At 70.0% G+C, this 24,973-nt stretch carries 25 protein-coding genes and 1 pseudogene; 23 read left to right on the plus strand and 3 right to left on the minus strand.

What is annotated here, in order from left to right:
• Nucleotides 1-28: 28 nt before the first annotated feature.
• Nucleotides 29-427 (plus strand): C-glycoside deglycosidase beta subunit domain-containing protein, encoded by a 399-nt coding sequence (locus ACQ86L_RS14920; protein WP_434316109.1) that lies wholly within the window; start codon nt 29-31, stop codon nt 425-427.
• On the plus strand, nt 424-1,533 hold the full coding sequence (locus ACQ86L_RS14925) for a sugar phosphate isomerase/epimerase family protein (RefSeq protein WP_434316110.1): 1,110 nt from the start codon (nt 424-426) through the stop codon (nt 1,531-1,533). The genes ACQ86L_RS14920 and ACQ86L_RS14925 overlap by 4 nt, the downstream gene beginning before the upstream one ends.
• On the opposite strand, the gene ACQ86L_RS14930 is transcribed toward ACQ86L_RS14925, so the two are convergent.
• Nucleotides 1,526-2,113, minus strand: a complete 588-nt coding sequence (locus tag ACQ86L_RS14930) for a TetR/AcrR family transcriptional regulator (RefSeq protein WP_434316111.1) — start codon at nt 2,111-2,113, stop codon at nt 1,526-1,528. The genes ACQ86L_RS14925 and ACQ86L_RS14930 overlap by 8 nt on opposite strands.
• A 113-nt stretch (nt 2,114-2,226) precedes the next feature.
• Here ACQ86L_RS14930 and ACQ86L_RS14935 point away from each other — a divergent pair, with 113 nt between their 5' ends.
• The 9 genes from ACQ86L_RS14935 to ACQ86L_RS14975 are packed head-to-tail and all read left to right on the plus strand — an operon-like array spanning nt 2,227 to nt 10,886.
• Complete coding sequence (locus tag ACQ86L_RS14935) at nt 2,227-3,216, plus strand: sugar phosphate isomerase/epimerase family protein (RefSeq protein ID WP_434316112.1); 990 nt, start codon at nt 2,227-2,229, stop codon at nt 3,214-3,216.
• Nucleotides 3,213-4,223, plus strand: coding sequence for a sugar phosphate isomerase/epimerase family protein (locus tag ACQ86L_RS14940; protein WP_434316113.1), 1,011 nt, complete (start codon nt 3,213-3,215; stop codon nt 4,221-4,223). The genes ACQ86L_RS14935 and ACQ86L_RS14940 overlap by 4 nt, the downstream gene beginning before the upstream one ends.
• Nucleotides 4,224-4,225: 2 nt before the next feature.
• Entirely contained in the window at nt 4,226-5,518 is a 1,293-nt protein-coding gene (locus tag ACQ86L_RS14945) for an ABC transporter substrate-binding protein (RefSeq protein ID WP_434316114.1), read from the plus strand.
• Between the two features lie 52 nt (nt 5,519-5,570).
• Nucleotides 5,571-6,617, plus strand: a complete 1,047-nt coding sequence (locus ACQ86L_RS14950) for a sugar phosphate isomerase/epimerase family protein (RefSeq protein WP_434316115.1) — start codon at nt 5,571-5,573, stop codon at nt 6,615-6,617.
• Nucleotides 6,610-7,392 carry a nuclear transport factor 2 family protein gene (locus tag ACQ86L_RS14955; RefSeq protein ID WP_434316116.1) on the plus strand — a complete coding sequence of 261 codons (783 nt, stop codon included), beginning with the start codon at nt 6,610-6,612 and terminating at the stop codon, nt 7,390-7,392. Before ACQ86L_RS14950 ends, ACQ86L_RS14955 begins: the two co-directional genes overlap by 8 nt.
• A gap of 10 nt (nt 7,393-7,402) precedes the next feature.
• Nucleotides 7,403-7,819, plus strand: a complete 417-nt coding sequence (locus ACQ86L_RS14960; protein ID WP_434316117.1) for a C-glycoside deglycosidase beta subunit domain-containing protein — start codon at nt 7,403-7,405, stop codon at nt 7,817-7,819.
• The gene (locus ACQ86L_RS14965) at nt 7,816-8,997 is read left to right on the plus strand and encodes a Gfo/Idh/MocA family protein (RefSeq protein ID WP_434316118.1); all 1,182 of its coding nucleotides are present in this window, start codon (nt 7,816-7,818) and stop codon (nt 8,995-8,997) included. Before ACQ86L_RS14960 ends, ACQ86L_RS14965 begins: the two co-directional genes overlap by 4 nt.
• Nucleotides 8,998-9,009: 12 nt before the next feature.
• Nucleotides 9,010-10,017, plus strand: coding sequence for a sugar phosphate isomerase/epimerase family protein (locus ACQ86L_RS14970; RefSeq protein WP_434316119.1), 1,008 nt, complete (start codon nt 9,010-9,012; stop codon nt 10,015-10,017).
• Complete coding sequence (locus tag ACQ86L_RS14975; protein ID WP_434316120.1) at nt 10,017-10,886, plus strand: ThuA domain-containing protein; 870 nt, start codon at nt 10,017-10,019, stop codon at nt 10,884-10,886. Before ACQ86L_RS14970 ends, ACQ86L_RS14975 begins: the two co-directional genes overlap by 1 nt.
• A 107-nt stretch (nt 10,887-10,993) precedes the next feature.
• Here ACQ86L_RS14975 and ACQ86L_RS14980 read toward each other — a convergent pair whose 3' ends face one another.
• On the minus strand, nt 10,994-11,761 hold the full coding sequence (locus ACQ86L_RS14980; protein WP_434316121.1) for an ROK family protein: 768 nt from the start codon (nt 11,759-11,761) through the stop codon (nt 10,994-10,996).
• Between the two features lie 164 nt (nt 11,762-11,925).
• On the opposite strand from ACQ86L_RS14980, the gene ACQ86L_RS14985 reads away from it, so the two are divergent.
• The 8 genes and pseudogenes from ACQ86L_RS14985 (at nt 11,926) to ACQ86L_RS15020 (ending at nt 19,805) form a co-directional block, all read left to right on the plus strand.
• The gene (locus ACQ86L_RS14985; protein WP_434316122.1) at nt 11,926-12,270 is read left to right on the plus strand and encodes a hypothetical protein; all 345 of its coding nucleotides are present in this window, start codon (nt 11,926-11,928) and stop codon (nt 12,268-12,270) included.
• A 220-nt stretch (nt 12,271-12,490) separates the two neighbouring features.
• Nucleotides 12,491-13,510 carry a VOC family protein gene (locus ACQ86L_RS14990; protein ID WP_434316123.1) on the plus strand — a complete coding sequence of 340 codons (1,020 nt, stop codon included), beginning with the start codon at nt 12,491-12,493 and terminating at the stop codon, nt 13,508-13,510.
• Between the two features lie 2 nt (nt 13,511-13,512).
• Nucleotides 13,513-14,510 (plus strand): annotated as a pseudogene (locus ACQ86L_RS14995) (cyclase family protein).
• 49 nt (nt 14,511-14,559) lie between these two features.
• Nucleotides 14,560-15,693: an FAD-dependent monooxygenase gene (locus ACQ86L_RS15000; RefSeq protein ID WP_434316124.1), complete on the plus strand. Its 1,134-nt coding sequence runs from the start codon at nt 14,560-14,562 to the stop codon at nt 15,691-15,693.
• Nucleotides 15,690-16,673, plus strand: a complete 984-nt coding sequence (locus tag ACQ86L_RS15005) for a fumarylacetoacetate hydrolase family protein (RefSeq protein WP_434316125.1) — start codon at nt 15,690-15,692, stop codon at nt 16,671-16,673. Before ACQ86L_RS15000 ends, ACQ86L_RS15005 begins: the two co-directional genes overlap by 4 nt.
• On the plus strand, nt 16,670-17,458 hold the full coding sequence (locus tag ACQ86L_RS15010) for an SDR family NAD(P)-dependent oxidoreductase (protein WP_434316126.1): 789 nt from the start codon (nt 16,670-16,672) through the stop codon (nt 17,456-17,458). The genes ACQ86L_RS15005 and ACQ86L_RS15010 overlap by 4 nt, the downstream gene beginning before the upstream one ends.
• 19 nt (nt 17,459-17,477) lie before the next feature.
• Nucleotides 17,478-18,683 carry an alpha/beta hydrolase family protein gene (locus ACQ86L_RS15015; protein WP_434318902.1) on the plus strand — a complete coding sequence of 402 codons (1,206 nt, stop codon included), beginning with the start codon at nt 17,478-17,480 and terminating at the stop codon, nt 18,681-18,683.
• 9 nt (nt 18,684-18,692) lie between these two features.
• Nucleotides 18,693-19,805: a 5-methyltetrahydropteroyltriglutamate--homocysteine S-methyltransferase gene (locus ACQ86L_RS15020; protein WP_434316127.1), complete on the plus strand. Its 1,113-nt coding sequence runs from the start codon at nt 18,693-18,695 to the stop codon at nt 19,803-19,805.
• Between the two features lie 16 nt (nt 19,806-19,821).
• Here the strand turns inward: ACQ86L_RS15020 and ACQ86L_RS15025 are convergent, their stop codons facing one another.
• A complete protein-coding gene (locus ACQ86L_RS15025; RefSeq protein WP_434316128.1) occupies nt 19,822-20,550 on the minus strand; it encodes a FadR/GntR family transcriptional regulator in 729 nt (242 codons plus the stop codon).
• 127 nt (nt 20,551-20,677) lie between these two features.
• Between ACQ86L_RS15025 and ACQ86L_RS15030 the strand changes: the two genes are divergently transcribed.
• From ACQ86L_RS15030 to ACQ86L_RS15045, 4 genes are all read left to right on the plus strand, one after another.
• Complete coding sequence (locus ACQ86L_RS15030; RefSeq protein WP_434316129.1) at nt 20,678-21,949, plus strand: ABC transporter substrate-binding protein; 1,272 nt, start codon at nt 20,678-20,680, stop codon at nt 21,947-21,949.
• A gap of 61 nt (nt 21,950-22,010) precedes the next feature.
• Nucleotides 22,011-22,937 carry a carbohydrate ABC transporter permease gene (locus ACQ86L_RS15035; protein WP_434316130.1) on the plus strand — a complete coding sequence of 309 codons (927 nt, stop codon included), beginning with the start codon at nt 22,011-22,013 and terminating at the stop codon, nt 22,935-22,937.
• The gene (locus ACQ86L_RS15040; protein WP_434316131.1) at nt 22,937-23,770 is read left to right on the plus strand and encodes a carbohydrate ABC transporter permease; all 834 of its coding nucleotides are present in this window, start codon (nt 22,937-22,939) and stop codon (nt 23,768-23,770) included. The genes ACQ86L_RS15035 and ACQ86L_RS15040 overlap by 1 nt, the downstream gene beginning before the upstream one ends.
• A gap of 10 nt (nt 23,771-23,780) precedes the next feature.
• A complete protein-coding gene (locus ACQ86L_RS15045) occupies nt 23,781-24,968 on the plus strand; it encodes a mandelate racemase/muconate lactonizing enzyme family protein (RefSeq protein ID WP_434316132.1) in 1,188 nt (395 codons plus the stop codon).
• Nucleotides 24,969-24,973 lie beyond the last annotated feature (5 nt).

Genomic DNA, 24,973 nt, shown 5'->3' on the forward strand with positions numbered 1-24,973 from the left:
CCAAGGAAAAAGTAGTCAAGGAGGACTCGTGATCCCCGATCGCATCATCGAGCAGGGCACGCTCACGACCACCGGCACGCGCGCCGCGGTCGATGTGCGCATCCCCTGGTATCGTGCGCTCCCGGCGTCCTGCATCGCCGGCGCCTCGCTGTCCGTGGACGGCGTGCCCGCTCCGGCCGAGACCCTGCGCTGGCAGCTCAACGGCCGTGAGCGCACGTTCGCGGACATGGCCGACGACACCGAGGAGTGGTGGTTCCCTCTCGACTCGGCGGTCCTGTCGGGCGACATCCCCGTCCCGGACGACGGCCGGGAGCACGAAGTGTCCGTCGACCTCACCGTCTACATCCCCTACATCATCATCGGCGACGACGAGGTGCTCCACATCGAGGAGCACGACACCAAGACCATGAAGGCGGTGACGGCATGAGCGCCACGCTCGGCTCCCCGATCCAGGGCGTGACCCTCTACAGCTTCACGCGGGCGTTCCACGGCCGCGAGTACGACCTGGAGGGCCTGATCCGGAAGGTCGCCGCGGATGGCTACGGCCCCGGGCTGGAGGTCATCGGCTTCTCCAGCTTCCGCGGCTTCCCGGTGATCGAGGACTCCTTCGCCGGCTGGTTCCGCGACCTGGTCGCGGAGGTCGGGCTGGTGCAGACCTCGCTGGCGATCAACGCCGACGTCGGCATCCACCGCGACCGGCTGCTGAACCAGGACGAGCTGATCGAGTACATGCGCCGGCAGATCGAGGCCGCCGCGAAGCTCGGCTTCCCGATCGCGCGCGTGCAGATCTCGATCACGCCCGACTCGATGGCCGCGCTGGCGCCGATCGCCGAGCAGTACGGTGTGACACTCGCGCTGGAGGTGCACGCCGACCAGTACGCCTCGCACCCGCGCATCCTCGCGCTGCGCGACCGCTACGAGGAGGTCGGCTCGCCCTTCCTGGGCTTCACCGCCGACTGGGGCGCCACCACGGTCGGGTTCGCGCCGTCGCTGTTGGAGGCCTACCGGCGCCGCGGCGCCACGGAGGCGCTGCTGGGCCAGGTCGTGGACCTCTGGAACGAGTTCTACGAGGCGGGGCCTCCGGCCGACCAGGCCGACCACGGTCAGCGGTTCGGGCGGTTCATCGGGCTCGCCGCGCAGAACGGGCGGCCCGACCTCGGCATCGACTTCGCCATCAACGGCACCGGTCTGTTCGGGCCCGCGCGCGTGGACGACTGGCTGGAGATCATGCCGTGGATCAAGCATGTGCACGGCAAGTTCTTCGGCATCGACGAGAACCACGAGGAGCCGTCCGTTCCGGTGCGCGACCTCATCGCGCTGCTGGTGAACAACGGCTACAACGGCGCGATCTCCAGCGAGTACGAGGGCTGGCACTGGAACTACTGGCAGTCGCCGTTCGAGATCATCCGCGACGAGCAGGCCGTGCAGCGGTCGGCGGCGCAGAACGCGGGCAGCCGCATGGTCACCGACGCCGGGGAGGCGCGGCTCCAGCTCGGTCAGTGGCTGCCGAGTCGAGAGGGGGCGGTCAGCTGAACAGCATCGCATTCACCTCGCGCATCGTCCGGGCCGGGTCCACCAGCCCGGGCGACAGCAGGGCCTGGAGCGCGAGGCCGTCCTTGAGCGCCAGCAGCATGGTGGCGGCGGTCTCGGCCGGCCACTCCGCGGGGAACGCCCCGGCCTCCTGGGCCGACCCGATCGCCTCGGTCAGCTGCGCCCGCAGCCGTACGTAGAGGTCGGCGAAGTACTCATGGGCGGCATGCTCGGGGTTGGTGGCCTCGGCCGACAGGACCGTGTAGAGCCGCATGACGGCCGGCTCGCGGGCGTTGTCGGCCATCGTCTCGGCGAGGGCCTCCGCCGGTGTGCGGTTGGTCGAGATGGCGGCGGCGAAGCTCGCGCCGTCGAGCTCGTCACGTCGCGCCAGCACGGCGGTGAGCAGGTCCTCCTTGCTCGGGAAGTGGTGCAGGAGGCCCTGCCGGGAGACCCCGCACGCCGCCGCGATGTCGGTCAGCGTCGCATTGTCGAACCCGGATGTCCCGAAGGCCGCGATGGCCTGTTCGAGGATGCGTTCCTTGCGTGCGCGCCCCGACGCGTACCCGTCTTCCCTGCCGCTCATAACCCGTAGCCAATCATGAAAATAAAAACTTACGAAGAGGTAGGTATTCATGTTACGGTCCCCGACAGACGGGTCAAGCCCGCTCGCACGCCCTCGACGATGAAAGGCACAGCGTGACCACCGAAGCAACGGTCGCCGGCGACACCGCCGGCACGAGACCGATCAAGTGGAGCTACATGGACCACTGGCGGGCCAACGGCCCGCGGGGCCCGTACGACCAGTGGCACTCCCGCCAGACCATGACCCGCTTCCTCCGCCAGGTCGCCGCCGTCGGGTTCGACGCCATCGACACCTTCGACTTCCGGTTCTGGCAGATCCTGGAGCAGTACGGCTCGGTGGCGAACTACCAGGAGTTCGTGCAGGAGCAGGGACTGGAGCGGATCGTCAACACCTTCCACGGCGTCTATTACGACCCGGAGCGCTACGCGCCGGAGGTGCCGGCCACGCACGAGACCATCCTCGAAGACTTCAAGGTCACGCTGGACCGCTGGTCGGGCATCCAGCTCGACAACATCATCGTGATGCCCGGCTCCCGGTTCTTCGACGAGCAGGGCGTGACCGACGACGGACTCAAGCACGCGGCCGAGGTCTGGGGCAAGGTCGGCGAGCTCACGCAGCAGTACGGCGTGAACCTGACCTGCCACCACGAGTTCTACGGCGGCATCCGCACCCGCGCGCAGATCGACACGTTCTACGGCTACGCCGACCCGCGCTATGTGAAGTTCTTCGTGGACACCGCGCAGCACTGCATCGCCGACGTCGACCCGGTGGCCGTGTACGAGGCCCACCACGAGCGCGTGAGCGGCTTCCACTTCAAGGACACCCGCACCAAGGACGTCAACGAGGACTACCGGCTCTGGCCCGACGCCGAGCTCTCGGCGGTCACGACCGAGAAGTGGTTCTACGAGATGGGCACCGCGGAGGGCCTGGTCGACTTCGAGTCGATGATGCGCTCCGTCCGCGACCACGGCTACACCGGCTGGATCAGCGTCGAGCACGACAAGGCCGACAAGATCGGCGGCGACTACTCCGAGAGCACCGCCATCGCGCGCTGGTACGCCAAGAACGTGCTCGACCGCATCTACCAGGAGGAGCGGGCATGACCGGCATCCGGTGGGGCTACGCCCTCAACCAGTGGGACACCAACATCGACGCGTTCGTGCGCAAGCGCGACCACGAGCGGGCGTTCAAGACGATCTCGATCAGCGGGTTCTCCGGCGTCGAGCTCACCGCCGAGAGCTTCGGCCCGTGGGAGCCGCTGGGCTCGCCCGAGCAGATCGCGAACCTGTACGGGTCGCTCGACGGGCTCCGTCGGGTGCTGACGGAGTGTGCGCTCGACGGCGTCTCCAGCTACGTCTACGACCCGTTCATCGGGTTCGACGTGGAGATGGGCCGCGGCCACGACCCGCTCGACCCGGAGGCTGCGCCGCGGATCACCGCGACCGCGGTCTGGTTCGCGGAGGCGCTGGCGGCGCTGGGCGGGGAGGTGCTGGTCGTCCGTCCGTGCGGGTCGGCCTGGCAGACCGGCGCACTGGACGACGACCGGATCGCTGCCCTCGCGGCCTGCTGGAACACGGTCGGCGCAGCGGTGGCGGCGGCGGGCGTCTCCCTCGCCCTGCACTTCGACTTCCTCTCGGCGCTGCGCCTCGACGACGGCCTCGCCCGGCTGCTCGACGCGACCGACCCGGAGCTGGTCGGCCTCGCGCTCGACACGGCGGAGGTCGCGGTCGCCGGTCTCGACCCCGTCGCGGTCTTCGAGCGCCACGCGGACCGCGTCCGGCACGTCCAGCTCAAGGACGCCCGCGATGTCGTGGATGACGCCGAGGCCCTCACCCCGCACGCCGAGCAGTTCGTGCGCACCGAGGGCGGCGCGCGCCGCGTCGAGCGCTGGTTCTTCGAGCCGACCGACGAGGGCGGCCTCGTCGACTTCGAGTCGTTCGCAGGGTCTCTCGCGCGCCACGGCTACACCGGTTGGATCGTCGTCGAGTCCGACCAGAGCCCTCACCCCGCCGAGAGCGCGATGGTGAGCGGCTGGTACGTCCAGAACGTCCTCGCACCACTCACCTCCGCAGCAGGAGAGCTCTCCGGCAGCGCCGTCGGAAAGGCATGACCATGACCACTCGCACAGCACCGTGGAAGCGGGCGCTCCCGCTCGCGGCCGCGCTCGCCGCCGGGGCGCTCGTCCTTGCCGGCTGCTCCGGCAGCGGCTCCTCAGGCGGCGCCGAGCCGCAGACCATCACGTTCGCGTTCGGCGCGACGAACGACCAGGACAAGGCCGCGTACTCGGGCCTCGCGACGGCGTTCGCCAAGACCCACAAGGGCGTCACCGTCACCCCGCAGAACCTCCCGGCGCAGAGCTACCCGAGCACGATCGGCACCCGGGTGCAGGGCGGCAACGCTCCCGACACCTTCCAGTCGGAGGGCGGGACCGGGCAGTCGTACTCGATCATCCCGTTCGCCAAGGCCGGCCAGCTCCTGCCGCTGACGGACAGCGCGATCCTCTCGGCGCTGCCGTCGTCGCAGAAGGAGCTCTGGGTCTACAACGGCAAGGCGTACGGCGTCCCGCTCGGCAGCAACGCGAACGGCGTCATCTACAACGACGAGCTGGCCCAGTCGATCGGCGTGAAGATCGACGCCTCCACCAGCCTGGACGGGATCATCGCCCAGTGCGGGAAGGCCCGGGCGGCCGGCAAGACGATCTACGGCCTGGCCGGAGGCGCGACCGCGAACAACGCGTTCCTCGCCCTGGGCCTGGCCACCTCGACCGTCTACGGCTCGGACAAGGACTGGAACACGAAGCGCGCGCAGAACAAGGTGACCTTCGCCGGCACCAAGGGCTGGACGACCGCGCTGGAGTCGGTCAAGAAGATGTTCGACGCGGGCTGCTTCCAGGACGGCGCGGCCAGCGCGGGCTTCGACGCCCTGACCAACGGCGCGTCCTCGGGCAAGATCCTCGGCTTCTTCGCACCGAGCAACGCGGCCAAGGAGATCATGGACGCCGCGGGCGGTCACGTGAAGCTGGTCATCCTGCCGATCGCGGCGCCGGGCGGAACCAAGACGTACCTCTCCGTCAGCGCCGACCAGAGCGTGTCCGCGAGCGCGAAGACCAAGAGCCCGCAGCTCGCGACGGAGTTCCTGAAGTACATCGTCTCCAAGGACGGCCAGGAGGCCTACTCGCAGGCGGTCGGCACCATCCCGGTCACCGCGGACGCCTCCACGAAGCTCCTCCCGCAGTTCGAGCCGGTGACCGACCTCATCGACTCGAAGACCGTGCGCGGCCTCCCGTCGACCGACTGGACCAACGTCAAGGTCTACAACGACCTCGGCAACGGCGTGCAGGGCATCCTGACCGGCCAGCTGACGGTCAAGCAGGTGCTCCAGCAGATGGACGCCGACTGGGGTTGAGCCCGGTCACGCCGAACGACATCGAACGAAAACCACGAAAGGAACCACCATCATGGTGAACGACACCGGCATCGCCGGCACGGGCATCGAGCTCGGCACCACCCTCTACTCGATGACGAGCGAGTTCGCGGCCGGTGTCTACACGCCGGAGACGCTGATCGCCGCGGTCGCCGAGAACGGCATCGGCCCGGGCGTCGAGTTCAACATCGCCCAGCTGCTGCGCACCTACCCGGACGTCGACGCGGAGTTCGTGAAGCTCTGGTTCGACTCGCTGGAGAAGTACGGCCTGGAGCCGAGCGCGGTCGGCACCAACCTCGACATGGGCCGCCGCAAGGACCGCGACATGACGCCGGACGAGGAGCACGACTTCCTCGCCCGCCAGCTGAAGACCGCGCACACACTCGGCTTCAAGCGCGTCGTCATCCGTTCGGCCGGGCGCGAGCTGCTGCGCAGCCTCCTGCCGCTCGCCGAGAAGTACGACCAGCGCCTCGGCTACGAGATCCACGCGCCGCAGGGTCCGAACGACCCCAAGGTCATCGGCATCCGGGAGCTCTACGCGGAGCTCGGCAGCGACCGCCTGGGCTTCACGGCCGACTTCTCCTCGACCATGCACAGCCTGTCGCCCACGCTGCTGGCGCAGCTGGAGAAGATGGGGATGGACCCGAAGCACTTCGGCGTGATGGACGAGATCTGGCACGAGCCGACCCCGATGCACGTGCGCAACCAGAAGTTCGAGGACTACCTCACCGGCGAGGGCGTCGACCCGGTGGGCTTCGGCCCGTTCACCCGGCTCGCGTTCAACATGCACGGACTGGTGCCGCCGGAGGAGTGGCTGGACATCATGCCGCAGATCTTCCACGTGCACGCCAAGTTCTACGACATCGACGCCGACGGCCAGGAGCCGGCGATGGACATCCCGCGGATCGTCCGCCAGTTCGTGGAGGGCGGCTACCGCGGCTACCTGTCCAGCGAGTGGGAGGGCCACGCGTTCCAGGACCTGGGCGAGGCCGACCCGATCGACCTCGTGAAGAAGCAGCACGCGCTCATGCGGCGCACCATCGAGGACGCCGTCGCCGAGAAGGAGTCCCTCCATGTCTGACACCGCCGTCGAGCCGAACATCGCCGACCTGACCGCCGAGCTCGCGCGCCTGCGCGAGGAGGTCGCCGCCGCGCAGGCGCTCGCCCGTCGGGCCGCCGACCGGGGCGAGATCGAGAACCTGTTCAGCACCTACATGTACCTGCACAACGCCTTCCAGGACGAGCGGATCATCCCGCTCTGGGTGAAGGAGGGCACGGAGGGAATCCGCGCCCGCTACACCAACGCGGGCCAGTACACGACCTGGGAGAGCGTCACCCGCTACCACCGCGGCCGCCCGTCGCCGGAGGGCAAGCTGATCCTGCACGCGACGACCACGCCGGTCATCGAGGTGGCCGCCGACGGGAAGACCGCCAAGGGCGTCTGGCTCATGGCCGGCACCGAGTCGGGCCTGACCGACCCCGAAGTCGCCAAGGCCTTCCCCGACATGTACTCGCCCGAGCTCGTGCAGGGCAAGAAGGTCTGGGCGCACTGGGTCTGGTGCAAGTACGCCATCGACTTCCTCCGCCAGGACGGCGAGTGGAAGTTCTGGAAGTTCCGCTGCTACGAGCTCGCCCGCGCGCCCTTCGAGGAGAACTGGGTCAGCTTCGGCGAGAAGAACCAGGGCGCGTTCGACCTCGACCTGATGTACTTCGGCGACGACGGCAAGCCCGTCTTCATGCCGCCGGCCGACGAGCCGGTGCCGAGCGAGAACCACCCGTACAGCCCGTCGACCGTGCAGCAGCTGGAGCCGGAGCCTCCCGCGCCGCACGACACGTTCACCGACACGTTCAAGTAAGGGATCCATCATGGCAACTCACAACTCGCTGTTCTCCGAGAAGGACGTCCGCCGCACCGCCGACGGCATCGCGGTCTCGGTCCAGCTGCCCTGGTACCGCAGCCTGTGGCTCTCCGCCGTCGACGACGTCGCGGCCACCGTCAACGGCGTCCCGATCCCGCGCGACGACCTCCGCTTCGAGCTGAACGGCCGCAGCTACCGCGTCGAGGAACTGCCCGAGCAGTCCGAGACGCTGTGGTTCGTCGCCGACCGTCCCGACGTCGTGATCCCGCTGGGCCACGCGCCGGACGCGGGCGAAAAGCTCACCGTGGAGGTCGTGCTCACGATGCGCCTGCTCTACATGCAGATCATGCCGGGCGTCGACGGCGGCCCGGGCCGCTACGTGACCAACCGGGTCCCGGTCGAGCGCGAGCTGGTGCTCGCATGACCTTGCGGGTGGCCATGATCGGCTACGGCTTCATGGGCGCGGCGCACTCGGTCGGCTGGCGGCAGGCGCCCCGCGTCTTCGACCTCCCGGAGGCCGTGGAAATGGCCGTGATCGTCGGCCGGAACGAGCAGGCAGTGTCCCGGGCCGCCGAGAAGTGGGGCTGGGCATCGCACGCGACCGATTGGCGCGAGGTGATCGCGCGCGACGACATCGACCTGGTCGACATCGTGACCCCGGGCGACTCGCACGCCGAGATCGCGATCGCCGCGCTGGAGGCGGGCAAGCACGTGCTGTGCGAGAAGCCGCTCGCGAACAGCGTCGAGGAGGCCGAGGCGATGGCCGCCGCCGCCGAGCGCGCCGCCGAGCACGGCGTCCATGCGATGGTCGGGTTCACCTACCGGCGCGTGCCCGCGGTGTCGCTGCTGCAGGACCTCATCGCGCGCGGGATCATCGGCGAGGTCCGCCAGGTGCGCGCGGCGTACCGGCAGGACTGGCTGGTCGACCCGTCCGTCCCGCTCGGCTGGCGGCTCCAGAAGGAGCACGCCGGCTCGGGCGCGCTGGGCGACATCGGCGCGCACATCGTCGACATGACGCAGTTCGTGACCGGCAGCCTCGTGACGCGGGTCTCCGGCACGGTCGAGACCATCGTCTCCCAGCGCCCGGTGCTCGGCGCGCGGTCCGGGTTCACCGGCAGCGCCACGGGCGAGCTCGGCGAGGTGACCGTCGATGACGTCGCGATCTTCACCGGCCGGCTCGGCAACGGCGCGCTCGTCTCGTTCGAGGCCACCCGCTTCGCGACCGGACGCAAGAACGCCCTGACCATCGAGGTGTCCGGCTCGGAGGGCGCGCTGGCGTTCGACCTCGAACGCCTCAACGAGCTGCGGCACTACGACCGGAACGCCCCGGCCGAGCTGCAGGGGTTCACGACCATCCTCGTGACCGAGCCCGAGCATCCCTACGTCTCGGCGTGGTGGCCGCCCGGGCACATGCTCGGCTACGAGCACGGCTTCTCGCACCAGGTCGTCGACTTCGTGACGGCCATCGCACACGGCACCGCGCTCGACCCGACCTTCGCCGACGGCCTGGCGGTGCAGCGGGTGCTCGCGGCGGTGGAGGAGAGCTCCGCCCAGGATTCGGCGTGGGTCGCGGTGGAGGCCGCGGCTCCCGCCCGCGTATAGAGAGGAACGACTGTGACCCGCCCGATCACCCTGTTCACCGGCCAGTGGGCCGACCTGCCCTTCGAGGAGGTGGCGCGGCTCGCCGGCGAGTGGGGCTACGACGGCCTCGAGATCGCCTGCTGGGGCGACCACCTCGACGTCGCCCGCTGGGACGACGCCGACTACGTGCAGTCCCGGAAGGACATCCTGGAGCGCAACGGCCTGAAGGTCTGGACGATCTCCAACCACCTCGCCGGCCAGGCCGTGTGCGACGACCCGATCGACGAGCGCCACCGCGACATCCTGAACGACCGGGTGTGGGGCGACGGCGACCCGGAGGGCGTGCGGCAGCGCGCCGCCGAGGAGCTGAAGCTGACTGCCCGCATGGCCGCGGCGCTCGGCGTGAAGACCGTGACCGGCTTCACCGGCTCCTCGATCTGGAAGGCCGTCGCGATGTTCCCGCCCGCCTCCGATGAGTGGATCGCCGCCGGCTATCAGGACTTCGCCGACCGCTTCCACCCGATCCTGGATGTGTTCGAGGAGGTCGGCGTCCGGTTCGCGCTGGAGGTGCACCCCTCCGAGATCGCCTACGACTACTGGACAGCCAAGGCGACCCTGGAGGCTATCGGGCACCGGGCGTCGTTCGGGATCAACTTCGACCCGTCGCACTTCATGTGGCAGCAGTTGGATCCGGTGGCGTTCGTGCTGGACTTCGCCGAGCACATCTTCCATGTGCATGTGAAGGAGTCGATCACCAACCTCGACGGACGCAACGGCGTCCTCGGCTCGCACCTGCCCTGGGCGAACCCGCGCCGCGGCTGGACGTTCGTGTCGACCGCGCACGGGGAGGTGCCGTGGGAGCCGATCTTCCGCGCCCTCAACTTCATCGGCTACACGGGTCCGACCTCCGTCGAGTGGGAGGACGCCGGCATGGACCGTCTGCAGGGCGCCCCGGAGGCCATCGCGTTCGTCCGCGAACTCAACGCGATCAACCCGCCCGCCGCCGCCTTCGACGCCGCCTTCTCCACGAAAGCCGACTGATGACAGACACTCTGAATGCGCTCATCCTCTCGGGTCACATGACCCGCGAGCACGACAACGAGCACCGCAGCTTCCGCCAGCACAACGTCTGGCTCACGCAGCTGCTGGAGGACACCGGCCGCTTCCGCGTGCGCGTCGTGGAGGACCCCCGCGGCCTCGGCGCGGAGATCATCGACAAGTACGACGTCGTGATCGTCGTCTTCGAGGGCCGCGACGGCTACCACGAGAAAGCGGTCGGCTTCGGCGCGGAGACCGACGCGGCGCTGCTGAAGTTCGTGCGCGACGACGGCAAGGGAATCGTCTGGTTCCACGGGTCCGCCGCGCAGGAGGACGACTGGGGCTACCCGGACGAGTACAACGTCCTCCGCGGCTCGCGCCTGACCGTGGCCGGCGGCCTCCGCCCCCGGCCGTGGGGCGAGGCCCAGCTCGACACGGTCGAGCCGCGGCACGCGATCACCGACGGCATCAGCGCGCGCTGGACCGTCACCGGCGACGACATCCTCACCGGGGTGGAGATCCTCGACGGCGCCCAGGTGCTGCTCACGACCTACGACGACCTGGAGTCCTACGAGAGGGCGCCGGTCTGGCCGATGTCGCACTACCCGGTCGCCATCCCGGAGGAGGGGATCGCGGCCCTCCCCGGCATGAACACCGACCAGCCGATCGCCTGGATCAACGAGCACGGCGCGGGCCGCTCGTTCACGATCACGATCGGCCACGACATCGACACGTTCCGCCGCATCGAGTTCATCCGGATGTTCCCGCGCGGAGTGGAGTGGGCCGCCACCGGCGAGGTCACGCTGAACGGGCCAGACCGCCGGGGCGAGCGCCGCTTCCTCCCGTGGCCCTACTACAACCACGAGGGCTGAGCGCCCACCCCTTTCCACCGAGAGGCACGTCGTTGTCACTTTTCGCGCGCGTAAGCGACAACAACGTGCCCCTCGGTGGCCGGCCGAAGCGGACCAGGCGGGGCCCATCAGGCCGCGGCCACCGCCTTCACCCCATCGATCGTCGGCCGCCCATCCGCGAACCACCGCGGGAAGGTCACCTCGAACAGCTCCTCGATCGCGAGCTCCGCGCCACCGCGCAGCGGCTCCTTCTCATCCCCGATCGACCGCACGATCGACAGGTCGCGCGTCGCCAGCGGCAGCGACAGCTCGTAGACGCGCTGCCGCACCTCCGCCAGGAAGATCTCGCCGGCCGCCGACACCGCGCCGCCCACGACGATCACTCCCGGGTTGAACATGTTGACGAGCGCCGCGATCGACTCGCCGATCAGCCGCGCCGAGCGCTGCACCAGTGAGATCGCCAGTGCGTCGCCGTCCATCGCGGCGATCGAGACCGCCTCCGGTGTGATCGGCAGCCCGCGTTCGACCAGGCCGGCGAGGATGCCGCCGGCGCCCTCCTCGAGAGCGCGTTCGGCGTCGCGCATGATCGCCCAGCCGGAGGCCTCCGCCTCCAGGCAGCCGACCTTGCCGCAGCGGCAGACCTCCGTCGAGTCGCGGACGCGCACGTGGCCGATGTCGCCCGCCGCCCCGTTCGCGCCGCGGTGGATGCGGCCGTGCGAGACGAGGCCGGCGCCGATGCCGCTGCCGACCTTGCAGTAGATGAGGTCCACGTTGTCGTCGCGGCGGTGGCTGCGCTCGGTGAGGGCCAGGAGGTTGACGTCGTTGTCGACCCAGACCGGCGCCTCGAAGCGCTGCTCGAAGCGGCGGCGCACGTCGAAGCCGTTCCAGCCGGGCATGATGGGCGGGGCGACGGGGAGCCCGTCTCGAAGTCCACGGGGCCGGGGACGCCGACCGCGACCGCCCAGACCGGACGCTCATCCTGCTCCGCCAGCAGCGCGTCGATCATCGCGAGCGCCGTATCGATCGTCTCGGCCGGGCCGCGGCTGATGTCCCACGGGCGGTGCGCCTCGGCGACGACCTCGCCGTCGAGGGAGGCCAGCCCGACGCGGATGTGGAGGGCGCCGAGCGCGCAGACGACGATCCGGCCCCGGTCCGAGCGGAAGCGAAGGGTGCGGGGCGCGCGGCCGCCCGACGACGGGCCGTACTCGCCGTCCTCCAGGAAGCCCATCTCGATCGCCGCGTCGACGCGCTGCGCGACGACGCCGCGGCCGAGTCCCGTCAGCCGGCCGATCTCGGGCCGGGTGTCGGCCTCCCCGGTGCGGACGAGGTTCACCACGCGCAGCAGGCTCATGACCTCGTCGGTCTGCGCGCCGAATCGGAGTGCGGAATCCCTAGCCATGCTTGATTCTGACACAACCTCACCCAAGAGGAGGTAGAACGAGACCATGCTTGCGCGTCGAACTCCCGACCTTGCGCCGTAGTGCGACCAAAGAAAGCCCATCGCCGACCTAGGAAATCAGTCTCATTGATCCCCGGCATAGCCGATCTGCGGTTCCCCGATGTGGACGCGGCACCGAAAGTAGAGACCGGGCACTCACATTCCGCCCGTCTGGAAAGGATCAAGGATGATCAAGCTTCTCTCCCACCTGTCGTATGTGGAGATCACGTCCCCGGATGTCGAGGCATCCGTGAAGTTCTACGAGGAACAGGTCGGCCTGACCGTGGTCGACCGCATCGACGGCTCCGTGTACCTCCGCTGCTGGGGCGACTACTACGCCTACTCGGTCGTCGTCTCGCCCGGCCCGGAGCCGACGCTCGCCACGATGGCCTGGCGCACGTCGAGCGCCGAGGCCCTCGAGGAGGCGGCCAAGCGCGTCGAGGCCGCCGGCATCGACGGCGAGTGGCTGGACGACGTGCACACGATCGGCCGCGCCTACCGTTTCACCGGCCCGTGGGGCCACTCGATGACCCTGCACTGGGACGTCACCCGCCACCAGGCGCCCGGGCACATCGCGTCCATCTACCCGGACCGCCCCGAGAAGCGCAGCAAGGTCGCCGGCGCCCCGCGCCAGCTCGACCATGTGACGATCGCGACCAGCGACGTCGACGGCTTCGCGCAGTGGTACAACGACGTGCTCGGCTTCCGCATCATGGCTCGCACCGTGCTGGACGAGGCGCCGATCTCGATCTTCTCGGTGCTCACCACGAACGAGAAGTCGCACGACCTCGGCGTCGTGCTCGACGGCTCCACCCGCGCCGGCCGCGTCAACCACTACGCGTTCTGGGTCGACACCTACGAGGAGCTGCTCATCGCGGCCGACACCCTGATGGAGAACGGCGTCCCGATCGAGTACGGCCCCTCCATCCACGGCATCGGCGAGCAGACCTTCCTCTACTACCGGGAGCCGTCCACGCTGCGCATCGAGCTCAACACCGGCGGCTACCGCAACTACGTGCCCGACTGGCAGCCGAACACGTGGAAGCCGTCGCTGGGCTCCAGCAACTTCTACCGGAACGGCGCCATGCCGATGTCGATGACCGAGTCCTTCCCGGCCGCCGACGGCCCGAGCGCCACCGAGGAGGGCGTGCCCGACGAGATCAAGGAAGCGCTGCTCAACCCGTACGCCGTGCAGGGCCGCGGCTGACGATGGCCGCACCGAGCGAGGACCCGGCCGACCTGGACCGTCAGGACCCGGAGGCCGAGATCGCGGCGCGGGCGGAGGTGTACCGCAACTGGGGCCGCTGGGGTGAGGACGACGTGCTCGGCACGCTCAACCTCATCGACGCGGCCACGCGGGCGGATGCCGCCGCCCTCGTCCGCGAGGGCATCGCGATCTCCCTGGCGCAGTCGTTCGACATGAACGGCCCGCAGAAGGGCTGGCGCCGGCGCACCAACCCGGTGCACACGATGCTGGACACCGGGACGGACGCCGAGCGCGGCACCCAGGGTTTCCCGCACGGGCTCGGCGGCGCGGACGACGTGATCGCGATGCCGCTGCAGTGCTCGACGCAGTGGGACGGCCTCGGTCACATCTTCGACCACGGCTACGCCTGGAACGGCCGCCGGGCCGGTGATGTCGTCACGAGCGACGGCGACCTCGTCACGGGCATCGAGCACGCGGCCTCCGCGATCGTCTCGCGGGGGTGCTGCTCGACCTCGGGCGGCACCTCCGGCCGACGACAGGAGAGTTGGAGGACGGCTACGCGATCACCGCGGCCGACCTCCGCTCCTGCGCCGAGGCGCAGGGCCCCACGAGCGCGGTGCGCACCGGTGACATCGTCCTGGTGCGCACCGGACAACTCGCGCGCGTGCGCCGCGACGGCTGGGGCGAGTACGCGGGAGGCCCCGCCCCCGGTCTCTCGCTGACGACCGCCGGCTGGCTGCACGACACGGGGATCGCCGCGATCGCGACCGACACCTGGGGCTTCGAAGTGCGCCCGAACGAGTTCGACGTCCCCGCGTTCCAGCCCCTGCACCAGGTCGTCATCCCGAACCTCGGCCTCACCATCGGCGAGATGTGGGACCTGGAGGAGCTGGCGTCCGAGTGCGCGCGGCTCGGGAGATACGATTTCCTCCTCTCGGCTCCACCGCTGCCCATCACGGCGGCCGTCGGGTCGCCGATCAACCCCATCGCGCTGCTCTAGCGGTCTCGCCGGAACAGCAGCGCACGCAGAAGAACAGAGAGGTTCTTGTATGACCGCCGTCACCAAGGTCGCGATCGCCGGAAGCGGTGTCGCGGGTCTGGCCACCGCCATTCAGCTCGCCAAGGCGGGCGTCGCCGTCGACGTCTTCGAGTCCAAGCCGGAGCTGAGCGCGCTCGGCTCAGGCATCACGCTGCAGGGCAACGCACTGCGCGCCTTCGCGGCCCTCGGTGTCTGGGACGATGTGCAGCGCGAGGGGTACTTCTTCGAAGGGCTCACGCTGCGGGCGCCGGGGCCGGACGCCCCGGCGATCGCCGAGCTGCCCGAGGTGAAGACCGGCGGCCCGGACTTCCCGGCGACGGGCGGGATGTACCGCCCGGACTTGGCGCGCATCCTGCTCGCGCACGCCCAGGCGGCGGGGGCGGACGTCCGGTTCGGAGCGAAGGTCACGGGCGTGACCGAGGCCGAGGACGGTGTCGCCGTGGAGGTCGACGGCTCGCCCGCGGGCACCTACGACCTCCTGGTCGGCGCCGACGGCCTCAACTCGGCCGTCCGCGAACTGATCGGCATCGAGACCAAGCCCGAGCCGACCGGCATGGGCATCTGGCGGTCGTTCGTCTCGCGTCCGGCTTCCGTCGAGCACAGCGAGCTGTACTACGGCGGCCCGGTCTACATCGCGGGCTACACGCCGACCGGCGAGGACACGATGTACGCCTACCTGGTCGAGCCCGCGCAGGACCGCACCGGTCTCAGCGACGAGGAGTCGGTCGCGATCATGCTGGAGGAGTCGGCGGCCTACGGCGGACCGTGGAACGACATCCGGGCCGACCTCCAGGCCGGGGCGCACGTCAACTACACCTGGTTCACCCAGCACATCGTGCCGGCTCCGTGGAACCGCGGCCGCTCGGTCGTGATCGGCGACGCGGCGCACTCCTGCCCGCCCACGATCGCGCAGGGCGCGGCGCAGGCGCTGGAGGACGCGCTGGTGCTGACCGAGCTGCTGCTCGCCGCCGACACCGTCGATGACGCGCTCTGGGACGCCTTCCACGCCCGCCGCGTGCCGCGCGCGCAGGCCGTGGTGGAGGCCTCCGTGCAGCTCGGCCAGTGGCAGATCGACCACGACCGGGAGGCCGACGCCCCCGGGCTCATCTTCGGCATCGCGCACCGGATGGCGGAGCCCGCATGAGGATCGCCCGCTGGACACGCGACGGCGACGACACCTCCGAGGGGTTCGTGATTGGGGACCGGGTCGTCCCGTTCCCCGATGGCCTCACTGTGGGCGACGTGCTCGCGCGCGGGCTCGCCGAGACGCACAGGCTGTTCGCGGCGGTGGAGGAGGCCGACGGCGCGGCCCTCGCGGACGTCCGGCTGCTCGCCCCGCTCGTGCCCGCCTCGATCCGCGACTTCGTGGCCTTCGAGGAGCACGTGGAGGGCGTGAGCGCCTCGGTCGACGGCAAGTCCGAAGTCGTGCCCGAGTGGTACGAGGCGCCGACGTTCTACTTCACCAACCCGCACACGGTGCTCGGGCCGGGCGAGGTGCTGCGGCCTCCGGTCAGTGCCCGCCTCGACTTCGAGCTGGAGGTCGCGGCGGTCATCGGCGGTCCTGGCGGCGCGAACCTCACCGCCGACGACGCGGCCGGGGTCATCTTCGGCTACACGATCATGAACGACTGGTCCGCCCGTGACCTCCAGTCGCGCGAGATGAAGGTGCGCCTCGGCCCCGCCAAGGGCAAGGACTTCGGGACGAGCCTCGGGCCGTGGATCGTGACGGCCGACGAGCTCGCACCCTTCCTCGACGACGACGGCTTCCTCGCCGTCCGGGCCGAGGTGTTCGTGAACGACGAGCGCATCGGGCACGACCTCGTATCGAACATGGGCTGGCCGTTCCCGGAGCTGATCGCCTACGCCTCGCGCAACTCGCGGGTGGTGCCGGGCGACGTGCTCGGCTCCGGGACGATCGGCAACGGCGGCTGCCTGGCCGAGCTCTGGGGCCGGCGCGGCGAGCTCACGCCGCCTCCGGTGACCGACGGCGACACCGTGCGCATGGTGGTGGAGGGCATCGGCGAGCTGGCCGGCCCGGTCGGCGGGGCCGTCGAGGCGCCCGAGCTGCCGCCGGCGCGCGAGCGGTCGCGTGCCCGGAGCCGCCGGGAGCGGGTCGCGCAGTGACCTCCAGTGTCCGCGATCTGCTCGCCGGCCTCGACGGGGCGACGGTCGTCGTCACCGGCGCAGCCCGCGGTCAGGGCGCCGCGGAGGCGCGGCTGCTCGCCGAGCTGGGCGCGCACGTCGTCGCGACCGACGTCGTCGACCCGGATGGCCCGCTGGGCGACGCGATCGACTTCCGTCACCTGGATGTCACGGACGAGGCCGCCTGGGCGCGGCTCGCGACCGACCTCGCCGAGACACTGGGCGGGACCCCGCTCCGCGGCCTCATCAACAACGCGGGCATCACCCACCGCGCCGGCATCGACCAGACCGAGCGTGCCGACTGGGACCGTGTCATCGCTGTGAACCTGTCCGGGCCGATGCTCGGCATGCGCGCGCTCGCGCCGCTCATGGGAGCGGGCTCCTCGATCGTGAACGTCGGCTCGGTCGCCGGACTCACGGGTCACTACACAGCGGCATACACGGCCTCGAAGTGGGGCCTGCGCGGGCTGTCGCGCGTCGCGGCGACCGAGTACGGGCCGCGCGGCATCCGGGTGAACACCATCCATCCCGGCTTCATCGAGACCGACATGACGGCCAACGCGCCATCCGCGATGCGGGAGGCGCAACTCGAACTGACGCCGCTCGAAAGACTCGGCGAGGCCGCCGACGTCGCCGGCCTCGCCGCCTTCCTGATCTCGGACGCGTCGGGCTACATCTCCGGCGCCGACCTCCCCGTCGACGGAGGCTTCGCCTCCTCCGCCGGAGCCAAACACCTCGCCGACCGCATCGCGGCCGGCGCGCAGTAGAAGGAGCCCTCCCGTGTTCATGTACTTCCCGACCAACTACGTCTGGAGCCTCGCCGTCGTCGCGACCCTCAACAACGGCGGCTACATCGACGAGGTCGACCGGGCGTGCAAGCCGGTGCTGCTCGCCTCGCAGAACGGCGACGACGCCGGGACGGCCGAGCTGTACGCGGCGTGGGAGGCCGTCGCCGACCGCCTCGTCGCCAAGGCGCGCGCCGACGAGGCGGCCGGCCGCCGGATCGGCGCGGGGGAGACCTACTACCGGGCGTCGCTCTACACGTCCCAGGCCGAGCGGCTGCAGTCGCCGCGCTGGGAGGGCCGCAACGCCGCGTACCAGAAGTCGATCGACCTCCTCCTCACGCACGTCGAGTTGAGCCGCATCCCGCTCACGCGCGTCGAGATCCCCTACGAGGGCGCGTCGCTGCCCGGCTACTTCTACCGCGCGCCGGGCGACGGCCCGCACCCCGTGATCATCCAGTGGAACGGTCTCGACTCGACCAAGGAGATGATGTACTACTCGGGCTTCCCGAAGATGCTCGCGGACCGCGGCATCTCCACCCTGATGATCGACACCCCCGGATCCGGCGAGGCCCTGCGCCTGCGCGGCCTGACCGCCCGCCACGACACCGAGGTGTGGGCGGCGGCGATCGTCGACTGGCTGGAGGAGCACGCCGCCGAGCTCGACGCCGACCCCGAACGGATCGGCATCGTCGGCTGGTCGCTCGGCGGCTACTACGCGCCGCGCGCCGCGGCCTTCGAGAAGCGCCTGAGGCTGGCCGTCGCCTGGGGCGCGAACCACGACTGGGCCGCCGTGCAGGAGGCGCGCCGCAACCGGGAGGGCGAGAACCCGGTCCCGCACTATTGGGATCACGTCTTCTGGGTCTGGGGAGTGAACGACATGGACGAGTTCATCGCCAAGACCGAGGGGATGCACCTCAACGGCGTGGCCGAGAAGATCACCGTCCCGCTGCTGATCACCCACGGTGCGGGAGACCGCCAGATCCCGGTGCGCTACGCCCACGAGACCTACGACCAGGCGGTGAACAGCCCGCGCCGCGAACTCCGGATCTTCGACGACCCGGAAGGCGGCACGGAGCACATCTCGATCGACAACATGCCCTACGTGGCGGGCATCATCGCCGACTGGATTGCGGAGACGTTCTCCCTGGACGGCCTCGGGCGAGCTGATCACGCCGGCGTCTCGGCCGCATCGAAAGCGATCCGCTAGCCTCGAGAAATGCCCACTCCGCCGTTCCGCGCCGACGTCGTCGGCAGCTTCCTCCGTCCGCCCGCGCTCGCCGCAGCCCGTGACGGGTTCGCGTCGGGCGCGATCGACCGGGACGCCCTGCGCGCCGTCGAGGACGCGGCGATCCGGGAGCTCGTCCTCAGTGAGGCGGAGGCGGGCCTGCAGGTCGCGACGGACGGCGAGTTCCGTCGCGCCTGGTGGCACTTCGACTTCTTCGGGCTCCTCGACGGCGTGGAGGTCGTCGAGCTCGATCACGGCATCCAGTTCCAGGGTGTGCAGACCAAGCCCCGCGGCCTCGAAGTGACGGGGAGGATCGGGTTCGGCGATGACCATCCGTTCCTGGAGCACTTCCGATCGCTGAAGGCATTGGTGGAGGACACGACCGGGGCGGTGCCCAAGTTCACGATCCCGGCTCCCACCGTGCTCGACTTCCGGCTGGAGCCCGGCCACATCTCCGCGTCGGCGTACGGCGGACGCGACGACCTCGTCGACGATCTCGTCGGCGCCTACCGCGACGCCCTCCGTGCCTTCTACGACGCCGGCGCGCGGTACCTGCAGTTCGACGACACCGCCTGGGCGTACCTGTGCTCGGAGGCGGAGCTCGCCAAAGCCCGCGAGCGGGGCATCGAGACCGACGGCATCGCCGAACGGTATTCGGCGATGCTGAACCGCATCCTCGACGGCAGACCCGATGACCTCACGGTGACCACGCACGTCTGCCGCGGCAATTTCCGGTCGACGTGGATCTCGTCGGGCGGCTACGAGCCGGTCGCGGAGCAGCTGCTCGGCAACACGCAGTTCGACGGGTACTTCCTCGAATACGACAGCGAGCGCGCCGGTGGGTTCGAGCCGCTGAGGTTCCTGCCGGAGGGCGACAAGCGGGTCGTGCTCGGCCTCATCACGTCCAAGACCGGTGCGCTGGAGGACCCGGACGTGATCAAGCGACGGATCGACCAGGCGGCCCGGTTCGCGCCCCTCGGCCAGCTCGCCCTCAGCCCGCAGTGCGGCTTCGCCTCGACCGAGGAGGGCAACCTGCTGACGCGCGAGGAGCAGTGGGCCAAGGTGCGCGAGGTCGTGGACATCGCCTCCGACGTGTGGGGCTGAACGGGCCTCCGCTCGTTTAGTCGGCCGCCGGAGGCTCGACCGACTCGGTGGCGTCGAACGGGGGCTCCCCGCCGCGGAGGTCGAGGTCGGACTCCCGGATCGCGTGCTTCATGGCGCGTTCGGCGGCGACGGGGTCCCCGGCGGCCACCGCGTCGAGCACGGCTTTGTGGTCGGGAACCGGGTCGAGCCAGTCCGCGCCGGGATGGTGCTGGATGCGGTTGCGGGCGTCCAGCGCGTGGATCACGACGACGTCGAGGCGCACCATCAGCTCGTTGTGGGTGGCGTGCAGCAGTGTCAGGTGGAAGTCCCGGTCGGCCTCCGCCAGACGCGATGCGTTGCGCCCGGCCGACTCGAACGCAGCGAACGCCGTGCGGAGTGCCTCGATGTCGGCGTCGTCGCGGAACTCCGCAGCCAGCCGGGCCGCTGCGGGCTCGATCACGTCGCGCAGCTGCGAGAGCTCGGCGAGCAGGCGGTCGTCGTCCCGCCGGGCCTCGCGCCGCCACAGGATGACGTCGCCGTCGAGCAGCTTCCAGTGGTCCCGGCTGGTGACGATGGTGCCGCGCTTGGGCCAGGAGTCGATCAGCCCTTTCTCGCGGATGACGCGCAGCGCCTCGCGGATCGCCGTCTTGCTGACCCGGAACTCCGGCTCCAGCGCGTCGACGTCGATGCGGCTTCCCGGCGGATAGTCGCCTCGGACGATGCGGAGCCCGAGGGCGTCCACGAGGGCCGCGTGTAGATCTGCCATGAGTGGACCCTATCCGTCCGGGATGCGTGCGCCCGGCTCTTTTTGCGTTTAGACGTATTGTTACTATTATTCCTATTAATTCGGATCAGCCATCCGGACATCCGCACCGTTTACGAAGGAGTAGGCCATGCAGTCACGTCCCCCTCGCCGCAGCAGAGTGCTGGGCTTGGTCGCAACGCTCGCGGTGGGCGCCGTCGCCCTCGCGGGATGCTCGTCCTCCAGCCCCAGCAGCACCGCCGGGGCGAACACGCCGAAGCCCGCGACGATCACGTTCGCGGCGTCGACGCTCGGCGACCCGGGCCGCGGCCCCGGCCTCCAGAAGCTCATCGACGAATACAACGCCAGTCAGAAGATCGTCACCGTCAAGCCCGCGTCCGTCCCGTACCCGACCTTCGGCCAGACGGTCCTGACGCAGATGGGCGGCGGCGAAGGCCCCGACATCGTCCGCTTCGACATGCCGGAGTTCGAGGCCGCGGCCGGGTCGAGCCTCCTGGAGCCGCTCGACGACCAGATCGACGCCAAGGCGCTCCACCTCATCCCCGGCCCCGACAAGTACCTGACGGTCGACGGTCACCGCTACGGCGTCGTGTTCGAGGACGCGAACTACGGCATGTTCTACAACACCGACCTGATCCCGACGCCGCCGACCACGTTCGACGAGTTCCTGCAGACCGCCAAGAGCCTCACGGCCGGCGACACCTACGGTCTCGCCTTCCGGCAGACCCAGGCGGAGGAGGCCGGCGTCTGGCAGGACATCTTCAACTACGTGCTCGGTTTCGGCGGCAACTGGTCGGACGGCAAGAAGCTGACGATCGACTCGCCGAACGTCATCAAGGGCCTGGAGGCGTACCAGAAGCTGTACGACGCGAACGTGATCCCGAAGGGCGCCGACGCTGCGACCTTCCGCAAGATGTTCGCCAACGGCAAGGTCGGGATGGAGCTCAACAACGGCGGCTACGCCACGGCCACCACCGCGGCGAACCCGCAGCTGAAGTTCTCGGTCGCCCGCATCCCGTTCCCGGTGAAGAAGCAGGGTGCCCTCCTCGCCCCGATCGTGGTCAACGCGAACAGCAAGCACAAGGACGCCGCCGCCGACTTCATCCACTGGCTGCTCAAGCCCGCCCAGCAGGTGAAGCTGCAGGAGGTGCTCGGCGCCAGCAGCGTCGCGACACCCACTAAGCGCAGCGAGGCCAGCCTGCAGAAGTACCCCTTCCTGCCGGTCCTCGACGACCTGACCGACTCGGGCGTTCCGCAGATCGTCCTCGGCTTCGGAGCGCAGACCCCGGACATCCGTCACATCGTCGTCACCCAGGTCCTCTCCGCTCTGAAGGGGGAGAAGGACATGAAGTCGGCGATGCAGACTGCTCAGAAGCAGGCAGCTGAGCTGGTCGGGCAGTGAGCACCACGACGGGGTCGCGCCGCGAGGCGCGGCCCCGCACCCCGCACAGCCCCCGGAGCAGGTGCGGCGGGCGCCGGCGGAACCGCTGTCCGCCCGCCGGCGCCGCCGCGTCGTCGGCAGCCCGTGGACGCCGTACGCCTTCCTGGCGCCGGCCGTGCTCTACATCGTCGTCTTCCAGCTGGTCCCGCTGGTTCAGGAGGTGTACCTGAGCTTCACGAGGACGACCCTCCTCAACCCTGCGGTGAGCGTCTGGGTGGGCCTGGCGAACTACCAGCGCGTGTTCGCCGACCCGGAGTTCCAGCAGACGTTGCTGACGACGGCGGTCTACGTCGTCTGCTGCGTGGTGGGCTCCGTCGGGCTGGGCCTGATCGTGGCGCTGCTGCTGAACGGGCGGTTCCCCGGCCGGGGCGTCGCCCGTTCGCTGGTGACGATCCCGTGGGCCGCGCCCGGCATCGCCGTCGCCCTGATCGCGACCTGGATGTTCAACCCGCAGTTCGGCATCCTGACGCGACTGCTGCGCGCCGTCGGCATCGACCCGGGCGCCAGCGGCGCCTTGGACAACCCGCGGCTCGCTCTCGCGACGATCCTCCTCACGACGATCTGGCAGCTCGTCCCGTTCGTGGCGGTCGTGCTGCTGTCGGCTCTGCAGTCGGTGCCGCAGGAACTGGTCGAGGCGGCGTCGATGGACGGCGCGGGACGCTGGACGGTGTTCCGTGTCGTCACCTGGCAGGTGCTCAAGCCGACGGTCGGCCTCGTCGCCGTGCTGATGACGATCTGGTCGCTGCGACGGTTCGAGCTGATCTGGCTGATGACGCGCGGCGGCCCGCTCGGCTCGACGCGGACGCTGGTGATCGACCTCTACTCGCAGGCGTTCGAATCCAAACAACTCGGCGTCGCCGCGGCGATCGGGATGGTGGGCATCGTCATCTCGGTCATCGTCATCGCCGGCAGCAGACTCGTCGCGCGGGCCGCGGCACGGGAGGCATGATGCGCACCGCACGACGCTTCGGGGTGACCGCCCGCATGATCGCGGTCCTGGTCGTCCTCGGCCTGGCGATCTTCCCGGTCTACTGGATGTTCGTCACAGCGCTGACACCGGACTCCGCCCTGTACAGCGGCGGCACGAGCCTGCTGCCCGACTTCGGCCGGATGGGCGTCTTCGCCGACGTGCTGGCGGACGGGCAGGTGCTGGGCTGGCTGCTCAACAGCCTGATCGTCGCCGCGGGCACCACGGTCCTGGCCGTGGGCCTGGGCATTCCGCTCGGCTACGCGCTCTCGCGGTTCGGCTTCCGCGGGAAGGTCGTCATCGCGGTGGCGCTGCTCTTCACGCAGATGCTGCCGGAGGCCCTGCTCGTGGTCCCGCTGTTCTCGATCTTCCGCCGGTTCGAGCTGCTCAACTCGCTGCACGGCCTGATCCTCGCCGACACCGCGTTCGCGCTGCCCGTCGTCGCCCTCATCCTGAAGGGTGCGATCGACGGTGTTCCGCGCGAGCTCGACGAGGCCGTCCGCGTGGACGGCGGCCGGCCGTTCACGGTGCTCAGCCGCGTCATCCTGCCGCTCATCGCACCCGCGGTGGCGGCCTCGGCGGTGATCGCGTTCTTCAGCGCCTGGAACGAGTACGTCTTCGCCGTGACGTTCGTCTTCGACAAGGGCCTGCAGCCGGCGTCGGTCGGCGTCGCCGGCTTCATCGGCGAGCAGGACACCTCGATCCAGAGCATCATGGCGGTCGCGCTGCTGTTCACGCTGCCGGCCGTCGCCTTCTACCTGTTCGCACAACGCTACGTCGTCAGCGGTATGACCGCCGGCGCCGTGAAGGGATAGCACCACCGCTATGAAGATCACCAGTCTCGACACCGTCGTGGTCGACTTCTACCGCACCAATCTCGTCTTCGTCCTGCTGGGCACCGACGAGGGGCTCACCGGTGTGGCCGAGGCGACGCTCGAAGGCCAGGAGCACGCCGTCGTCGGCGCGGTCCGGTTGCTCGCGGAACGCGTCCTCGGCGCCGACCCCACCCGGATCGCGGAGACGATCTACCGGCTCAACCGCGACTCGTACTGGCGCGGCGGCCCGGTCTCGATGACCGCGCTGAGCGCTCTGGAGACCGCCATGTGGGACGTCTCCGCCCGCGCGCTCGGCGTCCCCGTGCACCGGCTGCTCGGCGGCCGGACGCGCGACCGGGTGCGTGCGTACGCGAACGGCTGGTTCTCCGGCGCCCGCACTCCGGAGGACTTCGCCGAGGCCGCGATCGGGACCGTCGCCCAGGGCTTCCGCGGGCTGAAGTGGGACCCGTTCGAGGCCGCCGACCTCACCGTCGGGGCGCGGGACCTGCGCCGGATGCTCGAGCCCGTGGCGGCCGTCCGCGATGCGGTCGGAGACGACATCGAGCTGTTCATCGAGGGCCACGGGCGCTTCGACGTGCCGAACGCGATCCGGATCGCGCGCGAGCTCGAGCAGTACCAGCCGGTGTTCTTCGAGGAGCCGAGCCCGCCGGACAGCGTCGACGCGCTCGTGGAGATCCGCTCGAAGTCGCCGATCCCGATCGCAGCGGGGGAGCGCTGGTTCGGCCGCAACGCCTTCCTGCCGGTGCTCGAACGCGGAGCCGTCGACTACATCCAGCCGGACGTCACCCACGCCGGCGGCCTGTCCGAGCTGGTCTTCCTCTCGACGTTGGCGGCCGCGCGCTATGTGCCGTTCGCGCCGCACAACCCGTCGGGGCCGCTCTCCACGGCGGCGACGCTGCAGCTGGGGGCGGCGCTGCCGAACTTCCGGTACCTGGAGATCATGGCGGTCGACGTGCCGTGGCGCGGCGACATCTCGAACGAGGCGCTGCAGCTGACCGAGGACGGCGACATCCTCATCCCCGAGGGGATCGGGCTGGGCATCGAGCTCGACCTGGAGGCCATCGCCGAGCATCCCTACCGCTCGCACCCCATGCGTCTGTTCGACGACGCCGTGGCGGACATCCGTCCCGACGACGCGCGCTCGTACTTCACCAAACCGCTCGTCCCCGTCAGCTAGGAGGC

The organism is Leifsonia sp. P73, assembly GCF_051059105.1.
Classification (GTDB): Bacteria; Actinomycetota; Actinomycetes; order Actinomycetales; family Microbacteriaceae; genus Leifsonia.

Coding starts and splice junctions, on each gene's coding strand:
- ACQ86L_RS14925 (WP_434316110.1), top strand. CDS start 424: ATGAGCGCCACGCTCGGCTCCCCGATCCAGGGCGTGACCCTCTACAGC.
- ACQ86L_RS14930 (WP_434316111.1), bottom strand. CDS start 2,113: ATGAGCGGCAGGGAAGACGGGTACGCGTCGGGGCGCGCACGCAAGGAA.
- ACQ86L_RS14940 (WP_434316113.1), top strand. CDS start 3,213: ATGACCGGCATCCGGTGGGGCTACGCCCTCAACCAGTGGGACACCAAC.
- ACQ86L_RS14945 (WP_434316114.1), top strand. CDS start 4,226: ATGACCACTCGCACAGCACCGTGGAAGCGGGCGCTCCCGCTCGCGGCC.
- ACQ86L_RS14950 (WP_434316115.1), top strand. CDS start 5,571: ATGGTGAACGACACCGGCATCGCCGGCACGGGCATCGAGCTCGGCACC.
- ACQ86L_RS14955 (WP_434316116.1), top strand. CDS start 6,610: ATGTCTGACACCGCCGTCGAGCCGAACATCGCCGACCTGACCGCCGAG.
- ACQ86L_RS14960 (WP_434316117.1), top strand. CDS start 7,403: ATGGCAACTCACAACTCGCTGTTCTCCGAGAAGGACGTCCGCCGCACC.
- ACQ86L_RS14965 (WP_434316118.1), top strand. CDS start 7,816: ATGACCTTGCGGGTGGCCATGATCGGCTACGGCTTCATGGGCGCGGCG.
- ACQ86L_RS14975 (WP_434316120.1), top strand. CDS start 10,017: ATGACAGACACTCTGAATGCGCTCATCCTCTCGGGTCACATGACCCGC.
- ACQ86L_RS14980 (WP_434316121.1), bottom strand. CDS start 11,761: ATGCCCGGCTGGAACGGCTTCGACGTGCGCCGCCGCTTCGAGCAGCGC.
- ACQ86L_RS14990 (WP_434316123.1), top strand. CDS start 12,491: ATGATCAAGCTTCTCTCCCACCTGTCGTATGTGGAGATCACGTCCCCG.
- ACQ86L_RS15000 (WP_434316124.1), top strand. CDS start 14,560: ATGACCGCCGTCACCAAGGTCGCGATCGCCGGAAGCGGTGTCGCGGGT.
- ACQ86L_RS15005 (WP_434316125.1), top strand. CDS start 15,690: ATGAGGATCGCCCGCTGGACACGCGACGGCGACGACACCTCCGAGGGG.
- ACQ86L_RS15015 (WP_434318902.1), top strand. CDS start 17,478: ATGTACTTCCCGACCAACTACGTCTGGAGCCTCGCCGTCGTCGCGACC.
- ACQ86L_RS15020 (WP_434316127.1), top strand. CDS start 18,693: ATGCCCACTCCGCCGTTCCGCGCCGACGTCGTCGGCAGCTTCCTCCGT.
- ACQ86L_RS15025 (WP_434316128.1), bottom strand. CDS start 20,550: ATGGCAGATCTACACGCGGCCCTCGTGGACGCCCTCGGGCTCCGCATC.
- ACQ86L_RS15030 (WP_434316129.1), top strand. CDS start 20,678: ATGCAGTCACGTCCCCCTCGCCGCAGCAGAGTGCTGGGCTTGGTCGCA.
- ACQ86L_RS15040 (WP_434316131.1), top strand. CDS start 22,937: ATGCGCACCGCACGACGCTTCGGGGTGACCGCCCGCATGATCGCGGTC.
- ACQ86L_RS15045 (WP_434316132.1), top strand. CDS start 23,781: ATGAAGATCACCAGTCTCGACACCGTCGTGGTCGACTTCTACCGCACC.